This is a genomic window from Stutzerimonas sp. FeSN7, from assembly GCF_030263795.1.
GTDB lineage: Bacteria > Pseudomonadota > Gammaproteobacteria > Pseudomonadales > Pseudomonadaceae > Stutzerimonas > Stutzerimonas stutzeri.
Genome location: NZ_JARPMN010000002.1, coordinates 50,691 through 64,532 on the forward strand (window position 1 = coordinate 50,691; position 13,842 = coordinate 64,532).

At 66.0% G+C, this 13,842-nt stretch carries 15 protein-coding genes; 7 read left to right on the forward strand and 8 right to left on the reverse strand.

The annotated features are described in order from the left end of the window. Positions 1-67: 67 nt before the first annotated feature. The 5 genes from panM to P5703_RS23115 form a co-directional block, all read right to left on the reverse strand. A complete protein-coding gene (gene panM, locus P5703_RS23095) occupies positions 68-466 on the reverse strand; it encodes an aspartate 1-decarboxylase autocleavage activator PanM (RefSeq protein ID WP_026006473.1) in 399 nt (132 codons plus the stop codon). A gap of 89 nt (positions 467-555) precedes the next feature. Further along, positions 556-1,338 carry an ABC transporter ATP-binding protein gene (locus P5703_RS23100; protein ID WP_017244174.1) on the reverse strand — a complete coding sequence of 261 codons (783 nt, stop codon included), beginning with the start codon at positions 1,336-1,338 and terminating at the stop codon, positions 556-558. Between the two features lie 11 nt (positions 1,339-1,349). After that, positions 1,350-2,219, reverse strand: coding sequence for a nitrate ABC transporter permease (ntrB, locus tag P5703_RS23105; RefSeq protein ID WP_013984430.1), 870 nt, complete (start codon positions 2,217-2,219; stop codon positions 1,350-1,352). A 26-nt stretch (positions 2,220-2,245) separates the two neighbouring features. Then, complete coding sequence (locus P5703_RS23110) at positions 2,246-3,577, reverse strand: CmpA/NrtA family ABC transporter substrate-binding protein (RefSeq protein WP_017244173.1); 1,332 nt, start codon at positions 3,575-3,577, stop codon at positions 2,246-2,248. Between the two features lie 358 nt (positions 3,578-3,935). Beyond that, complete coding sequence (locus P5703_RS23115) at positions 3,936-5,237, reverse strand: nitrate regulatory protein (protein WP_026006472.1); 1,302 nt, start codon at positions 5,235-5,237, stop codon at positions 3,936-3,938. A gap of 129 nt (positions 5,238-5,366) precedes the next feature. Here P5703_RS23115 and hisB point away from each other — a divergent pair, with 129 nt between their 5' ends. From hisB to P5703_RS23150, 7 genes are all read left to right on the forward strand, one after another. Beyond that, complete coding sequence (gene hisB, locus P5703_RS23120; protein ID WP_013984428.1) at positions 5,367-5,960, forward strand: imidazoleglycerol-phosphate dehydratase HisB; 594 nt, start codon at positions 5,367-5,369, stop codon at positions 5,958-5,960. Continuing rightward, positions 5,960-6,598 carry an imidazole glycerol phosphate synthase subunit HisH gene (gene hisH / locus P5703_RS23125; protein ID WP_049339379.1) on the forward strand — a complete coding sequence of 213 codons (639 nt, stop codon included), beginning with the start codon at positions 5,960-5,962 and terminating at the stop codon, positions 6,596-6,598. Before hisB ends, hisH begins: the two co-directional genes overlap by 1 nt. Then, a complete protein-coding gene (locus P5703_RS23130) occupies positions 6,599-6,859 on the forward strand; it encodes a DUF2164 domain-containing protein (protein ID WP_003303327.1) in 261 nt (86 codons plus the stop codon). A gap of 36 nt (positions 6,860-6,895) precedes the next feature. Further along, positions 6,896-7,639 (forward strand): 1-(5-phosphoribosyl)-5-[(5-phosphoribosylamino)methylideneamino]imidazole-4-carboxamide isomerase, encoded by a 744-nt coding sequence (gene hisA / locus P5703_RS23135; RefSeq protein WP_045157896.1) that lies wholly within the window; start codon positions 6,896-6,898, stop codon positions 7,637-7,639. Between the two features lie 96 nt (positions 7,640-7,735). Then, the gene (gene hisF / locus P5703_RS23140; RefSeq protein ID WP_011915090.1) at positions 7,736-8,506 is read left to right on the forward strand and encodes an imidazole glycerol phosphate synthase subunit HisF; all 771 of its coding nucleotides are present in this window, start codon (positions 7,736-7,738) and stop codon (positions 8,504-8,506) included. 80 nt (positions 8,507-8,586) lie between these two features. Then, positions 8,587-9,333: a substrate-binding periplasmic protein gene (locus tag P5703_RS23145; RefSeq protein WP_017244170.1), complete on the forward strand. Its 747-nt coding sequence runs from the start codon at positions 8,587-8,589 to the stop codon at positions 9,331-9,333. Positions 9,334-9,563: 230 nt separating this feature from the next. Then, positions 9,564-10,310, forward strand: a complete 747-nt coding sequence (locus P5703_RS23150; RefSeq protein WP_084903773.1) for a substrate-binding periplasmic protein — start codon at positions 9,564-9,566, stop codon at positions 10,308-10,310. A 3-nt stretch (positions 10,311-10,313) separates the two neighbouring features. On the opposite strand, the gene P5703_RS23155 is transcribed toward P5703_RS23150, so the two are convergent. The 3 genes from P5703_RS23155 to P5703_RS23165 all read right to left on the reverse strand — a co-directional run bounded on the left by P5703_RS23155 (position 10,314) and on the right by P5703_RS23165 (position 13,764). Further along, complete coding sequence (locus P5703_RS23155; RefSeq protein WP_285590448.1) at positions 10,314-11,111, reverse strand: divergent polysaccharide deacetylase family protein; 798 nt, start codon at positions 11,109-11,111, stop codon at positions 10,314-10,316. Then, positions 11,108-12,430, reverse strand: coding sequence for a S41 family peptidase (locus P5703_RS23160; protein ID WP_011915085.1), 1,323 nt, complete (start codon positions 12,428-12,430; stop codon positions 11,108-11,110). The genes P5703_RS23155 and P5703_RS23160 overlap by 4 nt, the downstream gene beginning before the upstream one ends. Positions 12,431-12,501: 71 nt before the next feature. Beyond that, positions 12,502-13,764 carry a murein hydrolase activator EnvC family protein gene (locus tag P5703_RS23165; RefSeq protein ID WP_013984423.1) on the reverse strand — a complete coding sequence of 421 codons (1,263 nt, stop codon included), beginning with the start codon at positions 13,762-13,764 and terminating at the stop codon, positions 12,502-12,504. Positions 13,765-13,842 lie beyond the last annotated feature (78 nt).

Below are 13,842 nucleotides of genomic sequence, written 5' to 3' on the forward strand. Positions count from 1 at the left end.
AGGGCAGGTGCGCCCTGTGGCAGTGATCAGGCCTGACGCCGCGAGCGCCGGGTAGCCAAGGAGTGGCTCAGAGCGGGTCCAGCGGCAGATGCGTACGCGCGGCCAGGGCGCTGGCTTCCAGATGACCGGCCGGAGCCGCCAGGCGCAACGGTTTGCCGGCTTCACTGGCCTGACGCTGGGTCTCCTCCAGCAGCCGGCGGCCGACGCCGCGCTTGCGGGTGAGCTTGCGTACGCACAGGTGTGACAGGCGCCAGGCATCGTCGCTGCGCTGCAGCAGGGCGGCGCCGAGCAGACGGTCATTGAAGCGCCCGGCGATCAGGCTGCCATCGGCCAGCGCCGCCGCGATCAGCGCTTCGGCGCTGGCATAGGGCGTCAGCAGCCATTCGGGGGCATCGGCGTAGATTTTCGCCAGATCGGTTAGATCCTGCGGGCTGGGCTGGGTGACGGATTCGACGTAGACGGGCATGGCGACCTTGCGACGGCTGAGCAGAAGTGCCGGCAAGGATACGCCGAACCGCCGCCAGCGCACGAGACGCCGGCGGTGGGTGCACCCGCTCAGTGCAGGCGATGGCGCTCGTGGAGAAAGCTCAGCACCGCACGGCGGTAATGGTTGTACTCGGGATCATCGGCCAGGGCGATGCGGTCGCGCGGGCGCGGCAGTTTCACGTCGAGGATCTCGCCGATGGTCGCCGAGGGGCCATTGGTCATCATCACGATGCGGTCGGAAAGCAGCACGGCTTCGTCGACATCGTGGGTGATCATCATCATGGTGTTGCCCAGGTCCTTCTGGATCTTCATCACTTCGTCCTGCAGGTGCGCGCGGGTGAGTGCATCGAGGGCGCCGAACGGCTCGTCGAGCAGCAGCACCTTGGGCTTCATCGCCAGCGCGCGGGCGATGCCGACGCGCTGCTTCATGCCGCCGGAGATTTCCTGCGGATACTTGTTCAGCGCGTGGCTCATGTTCACCAGCGCCAGGTTGTGCTCGATCCAGTCGCGCCGTTCGCGCTTGTTCATGCTGCGCTTGAACAGCTTGTTCACCGCCACTTCGACGTTCTCGTAGACGGTCAGCCAGGGCAGCAGCGAGTGGTTCTGGAACACCATGCTGCGGTCCGGGCCGGGGCCGCGGACTTCCTTGCCGTCGAGGATCACGCCGCCGAGGCTGGGGTCGAGCAGCCCGGCGACGATGTTCAGCACCGTCGACTTGCCGCAGCCGGAGTGGCCGATGATGGAGATGAACTCGCCCTTGGCGATGTTCAGGTTGATGTCCTTGAGCACCTGCGAGGCGAGGTTGCCGCGCACGAAGCTCTTGTCCAGGTGTTCGATGGAGAGATAGCTCATGGCGTTGCTCCTCAGTTGGCCGGAATGCCGCGGGTGATGCGCTGGCCGACGAAGGCCACCAGGCGATCGAGCACGAAGCCGACCACGCCGATGTAGACGAGCGCGAGGATGATGTCGCTGATGCGCGAGGCGTTCCACGCATCCCAGATGAAGAAGCCGATGCCGACGCCGCCGATAAGCATCTCCGCGGCGATGATCGCCAGCCACGACAGGCCGACGCCGATACGCAGGCCGGTGAAGATGTAGGGCGCGGCGGCCGGCAGCATGATGGTCTTGAAGTATTCGAAGCCATTGAGCTGCAGCACCTGGGCGACGTTGCGGTAGTCCTGCGGGATGTTGCGGATGCCCACTGCGGTATTGATGATGATCGGCCAGATCGCGGTGATGAAGATGACGAACAGCGCCGAGGGATGGCTGTCCTGAAAGCCCGCCAGCGACAGCGGCAGCCAGGCCAGTGGCGGCACGGTGCGCAGCACCTGGAAGATCGGATCGAGGCCGCGCATGGCCCAGTCCGACTGGCCGATCAGCACGCCGAGGCCGACCCCGGCGACCACCGCCAGCAGATAACCCACCGCCACCCGTTCGAGGCTCGCCAGCAGTTGCCAGGCCAGGCCCACGTCATTGCCGCCGTTGTCGTAGAACGGATCGACGATCAGCTCCCAGGTTTCCGCGATCACCTGCGAAGGCGGTGGCAGCGCGGCATCGGCACCGGAGCAGAGCATCTCCCAGATCACCCCGAGCACCAGCAGGATGACCAGGGGCGGCAACAGCTGCTGCACCGCGTAGCGGCCGCTACGCTGCATCAGTGCAGCGGCTCTGGATGGGCGGACAATGGACACCGGCTCGGTGCTGGCGGGCTGCAGTTTGACGTTGGCATTCATGGGCTTTTCCTCGCGGGTTGCGGTTATCAGGCCATGGCCTTGATGGTCAGGCTGTCCAGGTAGGCTTGCGGGTTCTCGGGGTCGAACACCTTGCCGTCGAAGAACTTCTCCACGCCGCGGGAGGTGGAGGTCGGGATCAGCTCGGCGGGCAGGTTCAGCTCGCCGGCTGCGGCGCGCCAGATGTCTTCGCGGTTGACCTTGGCGATCAGCGCCTGGCTGTCGAAGTCGGCCGGCAGGTAGCCCCAGCGCTTGTTCTCGGTGAGGAACCAGAGGTCGTGGCTCTGGAACGGATAGGAGGCGTGGTCGTCCCAGTAGCGCATCTGCTCGGGATGGTTCTCGATGACCTTGCCGGTGCCGTAGGCGAAGTTGCCCTTCATGCGGTCGACGATGTCCTTGTAGGGCGCGCCGATCCACTTGCGTTGCGAGCAGATCTTCGCCACTTCTTCCTTGTTCTCGGCCTTCTCGCAGAACTGTTGGGCTTCCATGATCGCCATGGTCAGCGCGCGGGCGGCGTTGGGGTTGGCGGCCACGTAGTCGCTGCGCAGGGCGAAGGCCTTTTCCGGGTGGTTGTGCCACAGCTCGCCGGTGGTGTTGGCGGTGTAGCCGATCTTCTGGTTGATCAGCTGGGCGTTCCACGGTTCGCAGACGCAGAAGGTGTCCATGCTGCCGACCTTCATGTTGGCGACCATCTGCGCTGGCGGCACGACGATGGTGTTGATGTCGGCGTTCGGGTCGATGCCGCCGGCGGCCAGCCAGTAGCGCATCCACAGGTCGTGGGTGCCGCCGGGAAAGGTCACCGCGGCGCTGACCTTCTTGCCGCCGGCCTTCTTCGCCTCCAACGCCGCCTTGAACGGCGTGCTGTCGAGGCCGATCTTCAGATCGCGATACTCCTCGCCCACCGAGATGCACTGCCCGGCCAGGTTGAGCCGCGCGAGGATCGACATGGGCACCGGCTGGTTGTTCGGCGTGACGATGCCGGCACTGATCAGGTAGGGCATGGGCGTGAGGATGTGCGCGCCATCGATGCCATTCTTCGCCGAGCCGAGCACCAGGTTGTCGCGGGTGGTGCCCCAGGAAGACTGCTTGAGCACCTCGACCTCGGTCATCCCGTACTTGGCGAAGAAGCCTTTCTCCGCGGCGACGAACAGCGGTGCGGCGTCGGTCAGGGCGATGAAGCCGAGCTTGGCCTTGCTGGTTTCCACGTCGCCGCCCGCAGCCCAGGCGGCCGAACGCATGCCCAGGGACATGCCGCCGAACAGGGCGACCCCGCTGGCGGCGATGATCGAATGCTTGAGGAAGCTGCGGCGCGAGGCCAGGGTCAGGTCGCTGGGCTGGTCATTGTTCGGCTTGTCGGTCATGGTCGAATTTCCTTTGGGCGAAAAAAAACGGCGCCACACCGCCCGGCTGGAGCCGGAGAGCGTGGACACCGTTGTCCTGAAAGTCAGTTGTGGAAGCCGAGCGATCCGGCCTTGAACAGGTCATTGCGAAAGCTGTGCCAGGGTGCACTGGAGGCGCCCGTCGGCGCCGCCGGAATGCTCGAGCGACAGGCTGGTGGGCAGGTAAATCAGGCACTTGGCTCGCGCAGTCGAGGCGCAAGGCCGGCGCGCTGGGGAGGCGGGTCGCCGCCGTCGGCGAGCTGAATGGGCAGGCTGGCTTGCGGGTCGCTGCACAGTCGCGGGGCAGGGCGGGCCCCTGGGCGGCACGGCGTGCCTGTTTTCAGTGCCGGCAACGCTGGCCGCGTGCGGCCGTGTTCGCCGAACCGTCCAACGCCAGCAGGCGCTGGGCGACTTCCTCCAGGCGCAGGCCCTGGTTCATGGCTGCCTGACGCAGCCGGCCGTAGGCCTCGCCTTCCGAGCAGCCCTGCTGGCGCATCAGCTGCTGCTTGGCACGCTCCACCTGCTTGCGCTCGTCCAGCGCCTGGCGTGCCTCGCGCAACTCCTCATTGAGGCCCTGCAGGCGCACGCTCTGGGTCAGCAGCAGCTCCAGCGTCGAGCGCGCCACCATCGCGGTCATGCCATCCGGCGGTGGCGTGTCGAGGTCGCTGGCCTGCACGCTGAACAGCTTGGCCTGCTCGGCGGCGGCGTGCATGTCGGCGATGCCGTCGAGCAGCTTGCGATGGCTCTGCAGGTCCTTGCGGATGCGCTCGATGCTCTGCCGGCACTGCTGCAGCAGGTCCTGCTCCAGGCGCGTCTCGACATGTTTCATGGCGTCGATGCGGCCGGTGTGCAGCTCGAACCAGAGTTCGCCCAGCTGCGCCTCGACCGCCGCGCCCGGGCTGGTCCGGCGGGCGATGTCGCGCAAGCGGCAGGCGTTGATATTGGTATCGCTGGCACACAGGGCTTGCCATAGCGCCTGCGCCGCCGGGCTGGCGAAGCGGCTGAAGGTGTCGAAGCAACGCTCCTGCCCTTCCAGCAGGTGCTCCAGGCGCTCCAGCATGTCGGCGCGGAAATAGCCGCTGGCGAAGCCGACTACCCCCAGGGCGCGCTCCTGGCCGGCCAGCTCCTTGCCCTGCATGAAGTTGAACAGTGCCACCAGGCAGCGCGTGATGTGCGGATCGGAAGCGGTGTCGGCGGCTTCGAAGACGACGGCCAGCAGCCCGCCGATCAGGCGTACCAGCGTCGCCGTGGCGTCCTGCATGCTGATGGCGTGCTCGCGGATGCGTCGGCGCAGCGCCGGCAGCTCGTCCAGGCTGTGCAGGGCATAGGCGATGCGGGTGAACAGCCGGGTCTTGTCCGCCGCGCTGACCGCCTCCAGGTCGATGCGGTCCAGATCCTGGCGCACCGCACGCTCCAGCGCCTCGGCCTCCAGGCTCAGCGCATCTAGCTGCTGGCGCTGGTGAGCGGCATTGCCGCCGAGGTAGATGTTCGAATAGCCGCGTTCCTTCTGCAGCGCGTGAACCAGCTGGCTGATGCGCGTGACCAGCTCGCAGGTGCGGGTCAGATCCTCCAGGCCGAGCAGTTCGCTGCGCCGGGAGGCGAGCATGAAGCGCAGGGTCGCAGGCATTTTCCGTCCGTGCATGGGCGGCACCTCGGCGGTTGGACGACCAGCTTCCTGCAAGATGCAGTCCAGCCGCCCGGCGCATATCCGCGCCCGGGCGTTTGCCCCTATAATGAGCCCCTTTTCGCCCCACGATCAGCGGAGCTGTTGATGTCCGAACGTACGGCTTGCGTAGAGCGCAACACCCTGGAAACCCAGGTCAAGGTCACCATCAATCTCGATGGCACCGGCAAGGCGCGCTTCGCCATCGGTGTGCCTTTCCTCGAGCACATGCTCGACCAGATCGCCCGTCACGGGTTGATCGACCTGGATATCGAATGCAACGGCGACCTGCACATCGACGACCACCACACCGTCGAGGATGTCGGCATCACCCTCGGCCAGGCCTTCGCCAAGGCCATCGGCGACAAGAAAGGCATGACCCGCTACGGGCACGCCTACGTGCCGCTGGACGAGGCGCTGTCGCGCGTGGTGATCGACTTCTCCGGGCGTCCCGGGCTGACCATGCACGTGCCTTACACCCGTGCGGTGGTCGGAAAGTTCGACGTCGACCTGTTCCAGGAATTCTTCCAGGGCTTCGTCAACCACGCCCTGGTGACCCTGCACATCGACAACCTGCGCGGAACCAACACCCACCACCAGATCGAGACGGTGTTCAAGGCCTTCGGCCGCGCGCTGCGCATGGCCATCGAGCTCGATCCGCGCATGGCCGGGCAGATGCCGTCGACCAAGGGGTGCCTGTAATGCAGACCGTTGCCGTCATCGACTACGGCATGGGCAACCTGCATTCGGTGGCCAAGGCGCTGGAGCACGTCGGCGCTGGCCGCGTGCTGATCACCAGCGATGCGCAGGTCATCCGTGAAGCCGACCGCGTGGTGTTTCCCGGCGTCGGCGCGATTCGCGACTGCATGGCCGAGATTCGCCGGCTGGGCTTCGACGAACTGGTCCGCGAAGTCAGCCAGGACCGCCCGTTTCTCGGTATCTGCGTCGGTATGCAGGCCCTCATGGAGCGCAGCGAGGAGAACGACGGCGTCGACTGCATCGGCCTGTTTCCCGGCCAGGTGCGCTTCTTCGGCAAGGACCTGGTTGAGGACGGCGAGCACCTGAAGGTGCCGCACATGGGCTGGAACGAGGTCAAGCAGGTGGTGGATCACCCGCTCTGGCACGCGATCCCGGACAATGGCCGCTTCTACTTCGTGCACAGCTATTACATCGAGGCCGGCAACCCGCGCCAGGTGGTCGGCCGCGGCCACTACGGCAAGGACTTCGCCGCCGCGCTGGCAGAAGGCTCGCGCTTTGCCGTGCAGTTCCACCCGGAAAAGAGCCATACCCACGGCCTGCAGCTGCTGCAGAACTTCGCCGCCTGGGATGGCCGCTGGTAAATGAGCCGGGCCAAGCTCAAGCCGCCGGTCCTGACGCTGGATGCCGCTCAGGAGCAGGCGGCGCAACAGGTCATCAAGCGCTTTCTGCAAGAGCGGTTCGAACTCGAGCTGGGCTCGTTCGAGGCGCAGGAAGTGCTCGATCTGTTCGCCCGGGAAATCGCGCCGCTGTATTACAACAAGGCGATCTTCGACGTGCAGAGCCACCTGAAGGAGCGGTTCGAGAGCATCGAAAGCGACTTGTGGGCACTCGAGAAGAGCTGACCCTTAACCGACACTTGATTTGAACAGGTTCAAGCCATGCTGATTATCCCCGCTATCGATCTCAAGGACGGCGCCTGCGTACGTCTGCGCCAGGGCCTGATGGACGACGCCACGGTGTTCTCCGATGACCCGGTGGCCATGGCTGCCAAGTGGGTCCAGGCCGGCTGCCGTCGCCTGCATCTGGTCGACCTCAACGGGGCCTTCGAAGGCCAGCCGGTCAACGGCGAAGTGGTCACCGCCATTGCCAAGCGTTACCCGGACCTGCCGATCCAGATCGGCGGCGGCATCCGTACCCTGGAAACCATCGAGCACTACGTGCGCGCCGGTGTCAGCTACGTGATCATCGGCACCAAGGCGGTGAAAGAGCCGCAGTTCGTTACCGAGGCCTGCCGCGCCTTCCCGGGCAAGGTGATCGTCGGTCTGGACGCCAAGGACGGCTTCGTCGCCACCGATGGCTGGGCGGAAGTCTCCAGCGTGCAGGCCGTCGATCTGGCCCGCCGTTTCGAGGCCGATGGCGTCTCGGCGATCGTCTACACCGACATCGCCAAGGACGGCATGATGCAGGGCTGCAATGTCGAGGCCACCGTGGCCCTGGCCAACGCCAGCCGTATCCCGGTGATCGCGTCCGGTGGCATCCACAACATCGGCGACATCCAGAAGCTGCTCGACACCAACACCCCGGGCATCATCGGAGCCATTACCGGCCGCGCCATCTATGAAGGCACGCTGGATGTGGCCGAGGCGCAGGCGCTCTGCGACCTCAAGCTGAAAGACGAGTAAGCCGTAAGGCGGACCACGCTCCGCGTGCCGCCATGCATTCGGTGACCCGGCGGATAGCGCCATGCGGCCCTGTCCGCCCTACGAGAGAGATCGACCATGGCCCTGGCCAAACGCATCATTCCCTGCCTCGACGTGGACAACGGCCGCGTGGTCAAGGGCGTCCAGTTCGAGAACATCCGCGACGCCGGTGACCCGGTGGAGATCGCCCGGCGCTACGACGAGCAGGGCGCCGACGAGATCACCTTCCTCGACATCACCGCCAGCGTCGACAACCGCGATACCACGCTGCATACCGTCGAGCGCATGGCCAGCCAGGTGTTCATCCCGCTGACCGTGGGTGGGGGCGTGAGGACCGTGCAGGACATCCGCAACCTGCTCAATGCGGGAGCCGACAAGGTCTCGATCAACACCGCCGCGGTGTTCAACCCGGACTTCGTCGGCGAGGCCGCGGACCGTTTTGGCTCGCAGTGCATCGTGGTCGCCATCGACGCCAAGAAGGTCTCTGCGCCAGGCGAGCCGGGCCGCTGGGAAATCTTCACCCACGGCGGCCGCAAGCCCACCGGGCTGGACGCGGTTGAATGGGCGAAGAAGATGGAAGCCCTCGGCGCCGGCGAGATCCTGCTCACCAGCATGGACCAGGACGGTGTGAAGAGCGGCTACGACCTGGGCGTCACCCGCGCCATCAGCGAAGCGTTGTGCATCCCTGTGATTGCGTCGGGGGGCGTGGGCAACCTGCAGCACCTGGCCGATGGCATCCTCGAGGGCAAGGCCGACGCGGTACTGGCGGCCAGCATCTTTCACTTCGGCGAGTACACGGTGCCGGAGGCCAAGGCCTACCTGGCCGCTCGCGGCATCGTGATGCGTTGATCGCGGCGCGCCGCCGACACGGCTGACGCGCTACAAGGACACGCCCGCTGCTGTTGCGGGCGAGCAATCAGGAGATTCTCATGCTCAAGACCATCGCTTCCATTGCCAGTGCGTTGCTGTTCGGCGCCTCGCTGGCTCATGCCCAGGCCCCGGCGAAGATCGACCTGCTGACGGAGAACTTTCCGCCCTACAACATGGCGGCCGACGGCAAGAACTTCGCCCGCGATGAAAACATCAGCGGTATCGCGGTGGACATCGTGCGCGAGATGTTCAAGCGCGCCGGGGTCGATTACACGCTGACACTGCGTTTCCCCTGGGAGCGCATCTACGGCATGGCGCTGGAGCAGGCCAATTACGGGGTGTTCGTCACCGCGCGGCTGCCCGAGCGTGAAGAGCTGTTCAAGTGGGTCGGCCCCATCGGCCCGGACGACTGGGTGCTGCTGGCCCGTGGCGACAGTCCGATCAACCTGACCAGCCTGGACCAGGCCCGCCAGTACACGGTCGGCGCCTACAAGGGTGACGCCATCGCCGAGCACCTGGAGGGCCAGGGTCTGCAGCCGGTGCTCGCCCTGCGTGATCAGGAGAACGTGAAAAAGCTGCTCGACGGCAAGATCGACCTCTGGGCCACGGGCGACCCGGCCGGCCGCTACCTGGCTCGACAGGAAGGCGTGACCGGGCTCAAGCGCGTGCTGCGCTTCGACAGCGCCGAACTCTACCTGGCGCTGAACAAGCAGGTGGCCGACGAGACAGTGCAGAAGCTGCAGCAGGCACTGGACCAGATGCGCCGCGAAGGCGTGATCGACGAGATCAACGCGCGCTATCTCTGAGTTGCTTCCTCTCGCCTGACGCGTTTGCCGCGTCAGGCTGGTGATGGCGGCGCGCCAGCAGGGTGCGCCGCACACGCCTCTCGCGCCGTTCTGGCGCACCCATCGTGTCCTTGTCAGCCACCGCCCGAGTACCGCGGCGGTGCTGCTGCGCTGGTTCGCATCTTGCTTTCGACCGCTTCGGCCATGATCCGCGGAGGGGCGGATCGGGAATCAGAACCAGGGAGCGAGCCATGCTTAAACGAATCCTAGCCGCCATCGTGCTGCTGCTCTGCAGTCATGCCCATGCCGAGCTGCCCGACGACTATCGCGTCGTGCTGCTGACCGAGAACTTTCCACCTTTCAACATGGCCGAGGACAACAAGAACTACGCGGCCGATGCAAAGATCCATGGCATCAACGCCGACATCGTTCGCGAGATGTTCCGCCGGGCGAACATCCGCTACGAGCTCAGCCTGCGCTTTCCCTGGGATCGCATCTACAAGCAGGTGCTCGAACAGCCCGATCAGGGGCTGTTTTCCACCACCTTCACTGCCGAGCGCGAGCCGCAGTTCAAGTGGGTCGGGCCCCTGGCGAGCATCAGCTGGGTGCTGCTGGCGCCAGCGGACAGCTCTCTGCAGCTGACCGGGTTGGAACAGGCACGCAGCCTGCGCATCGGTGCATACAAGAACGACGCGGTGAGCCAGCATCTGGAGCGTCTGGGGCTGGCGCCGATCAATTCGCTGCGCGATCAGGAGAACATCGGCAAGCTGCTCAAGGGCCAGATCGATGTCTGGGCCACTGCCGATCCGGTCGGCCCCTATCTGGCCAAGCAGGAAGGTGTGACCGGGCTGAAGCCGGTGCTGCGTTTCAATGAGGCGCGATTGTTTCTTGCGCTCAATCGGGCGACGCCGGACGAGGTGGTCGAGCGCTTGCAGCGGGCGCTCGAGGCGATGCGTGCCGATGGCACTGTGGACGGCATGCTTCGTCGCTACCTCTGATTTTCAGCGGTAGATACCGCCGTGACCGTGGGCGGCCATGGCGCGGTTGCCGCGCGTGGCGATCATCTGGCCAACGTCCACCCACTCGATGCCCTGCGCAGGCAGGCGCGGCAGTTCCCGCTCCAGGAGCGCCAGCGTGCTCTCGTGGGGGTGGCCGATGATCACCACCGAACCCTGCTTGCGCGCGAGCGCGATCGCGGCCTGGAACCGCTCGGCCACCGCAGCGGGGGATGGATCGTCATCGAGAAAGATATCCCGCGACAGGCTCGCCAGCGCGGTGCGCTGCGCGCTGGCAGCGGCCACGGTGCGAGGGCTGGTGCGGCTGTCGAGGAAGAACAGATGACGACGCTGCAGCTCGCCCATCAACCAGGTCATGGCTTGCGGCTGCTCGGTCATGGCGCTGCCCATGTGATTATTCAGCCCGCGCACGTGGGGCACGGCGGCCAGCGCAGCGTCAAGGCGGCGTGCCAGCTCGTCGTGGGGCAGTTGCGGATGCCAGGCGAAGCGGCCACCGGCGGGCGCCATCGGCATGTGCAGCATTACCGTCTTGCCGGCGCGATGGGCCTGTTCGGCCAATTCCGCGGCGTGGCGCGTATCGGGCAGGATGGCCAATGCGACCGGCCCGGGCAGTTGCAGCACGCGGCGGTCGCGTGCGGGGTTCTGGCCGAGGTCGTCGATGATCAGGGTCAGACTGGGCCGCGCGGCGACGCGCCGGTCTGCATCGGCTTCGTCTGCAAAGCCTGGCTGCCCGGCCAGCGCCAGGAGCAGCGCCAGGCCGGCCGTCCAGCGCGGCATGCTCATTGGCCGCGGGTGAGGTTCAATCCCTTGAGCAGGTTCAGCGCCTGACCGAGCTGGTAGTCATCGTCCTGCGGCCGATCCGAGTCGCTGGCGATCTGCGTGCTGGTTGGCCGATCCGGGCCGCCGTTGCCATTGCCCAGATGCCCGGCCAGATCCGCTTCGCGGAAGCCTTCGGCAGCCTGTTCGCGGGTCAGCTTGGCACGTTCGACGACGATATCCGGCTCGATGCCCTGGGCCTGGATCGAGCGGCCCTTGGGCGTGTAGTAGAGCGCGGTGGTGAGCTTGAGCGCGCGATCGTTGTTCAGCGGCAGCACGGTCTGCACCGAGCCCTTGCCGAAGCTGTCGGTGCCCATGACCACCGCCCGCTTGTGATCCTGCAGGGCGCCGGCCACGATCTCCGAGGCCGAGGCGCTACCGCCATTGATCAGCACGACCAGCGGCACCCCTTCGCTGGCATCGGCCGTATCGGCGTTGAAGCGCAGCTCGGAATTGGCGATGCGGCCCTTGGTGTAGACGATCAGGCCCTTGGTGAGGAAGTGATCGGAAATCTCCACCGCGGCCTGCAGCACGCCGCCGGGGTTGTTGCGCAGGTCCAGCACCAGGCCGTTGAGCTTCTTGCCGCCATTGTCCTTCTTCAGCTTGGCCAGCGCCTTGCCGACCTCCTCGCCGGAGTTGACCTGGAACTGGGTGACACGCAGGTACCCGTAACCGGGCTCCAGCAGCTGGCTCTTGACGCTGCGCACCTTGATCACCGCACGGGTCAGCTTGACGTCGAACGGCTGGCCGCCTTCGCGTACCAGCGTCAGGCTGATGGTGCTGCCGGGTTTGCCGCGCATCTTGGCGATGGCGTCCATCATCGACAGACCCTTGGTCGGCTGCCCGTCGATCTTGACGATCAGGTCGCCGGCTTCGATGCCGGCCTTGGATGCCGGCGTATCGTCGATCGGCGACACCACCTTGATGAAGCCGTCCTCCATGCCGACCTCGATGCCCAGCCCCCCGAATTCGCCGCTGGTGCTTTCCTGCAGCTCGGCAAAGGCTTCTGGCTCGAGATAGGCCGAGTGCGGATCGAGGTTGCTGAGCATGCCCTTGATGGCGTTTTCCAGCAGGGTCTTGTCATCCACCGGCTCGACATAGGCCGCCTTGATGCGGTCCAGGACCTCGGCGAAGGTGCGCAGCTCGTCCAGCGGCAGCGGTGCCTTGGAACTTGGTACTGCAGCCGCTTCCGCCGGAGGCTGCTGGGCCCAGGCACCGCCTTGCATGCCTAGCAGGATGGCCAGGGCGAGCGTGGAAGGGCGGGCGAAACGGCGCAGGTGCAACATGTCGAACTCCAGTAATGAGAGGGCACGCCAGGTGGACCGGGTGGCTCGGCGGGGCCGGATGCCGCCATCGGTCAGCCTTGCGCGCGGCACCATTGGGCAGGGTCGCTGGGGCGACCGTGCTGACGAATGGCGAAATACAGTGCGGCGGTTTCCTGGCCGCCGCTGGTGCCTACCGTGGCAATCGGGTCGCCGGCCTTGACGATGTCGCCGGCGTCCCGCAGCAGGCTCTGGTTGTGTCCGTAAAGGCTCAGGTAACCGTTGCCGTGATCGAGGATCACCAGCAGGCCGGCACCGCGCAACCAGTCGGCGAACACCACCCGGCCGCCATGCACGGCACGGACCTGGGTGCCGGCATTGGCGCCGATCAGTACGCCGTCCCACTTGGTTCGAGCATCGCCGCCGCGTGGAGTGCCGTAGCGGGCGACGAGACGTCCGTCCACCGGCCAGGGCAGTTTACCTTTGGCCTGGGCGAACGGCCCGCCAAAGCTGCCACCGGCGCTGGATACCAGCGGGCCACTCGGCGCGGAGCTGCCGCTGGGCCTGGCTTGTTGTTGCTGCTGCTGACGCTGGCGTTCGGCAAGCAGTTCGCGCTGACGAGCCTCCTCGGCCTCGCGTGCCTGACGGGCCAGCGTCTCTTCGATGGTCTTGAGCACCCGCTCGAACTGCGCCTGTTCCTGGCGGCGAGCCTGCAGCCGCTGCTCTCGGCTGGACAGGTCGCTGTTCAGCTTGGCCAGTGCCTGCTGGCGCTCCTTGCGCACTTCGGCCAGCTGATCGCGGCGCTCCAGCAGGCCGTCCTTCTTCTCGGCGAGCAGGTTCTGCTGCGCTTCGATGTCGGCCTCGACGTTGGCCAGCTGGCGCAGTGTCTCGTTGAAGCTGTCGAGCTGCTCGAGGCGGGCCTTGTTGAGATAGTCGTAATAGGTGAGGGTGCGACTGAATTTTTCCGGGTTCTGCTGATTGAGCAGCAGCTTGAGGTATTCCTGGCGACCGTTCTGATAGGCGGCGCGGGCCTGCAGGCCGATCAGGCGCTGCTGTTCCAGGCGAGCACCTTCGAGGGTGGTCTTCTCCTCGTTCAGGCGCTCCAGCTCGGCCTCGCTGCGGTCGATTTCCTGCTGCAGGGTGTCGACCTGCTTTTCCAGCTGGCCCATCTCGCTTTCGGTGGTCTGCAGCTGTTTCTGGACGCCGGATTTCTCCTGCTCGATCTGCTTGAGCAGCTTCTGCAGTTCGGCGATGTCCTGGCGGGCGGCTTCGATCTGCTGGCGCGCGGCGGCGCGCTCGTCCGCCACGGCCGGGCCGAGCAGGCAGAGAAAGGCGAGAGCGAGGAATGTACGAGGCATGGAGGGCTGTCAACCGAGGGTTATGACCGGCGTAGTATGCCTAAAAAGCGGGCGGGAAGCTTGAGACCCGTCGCGGGA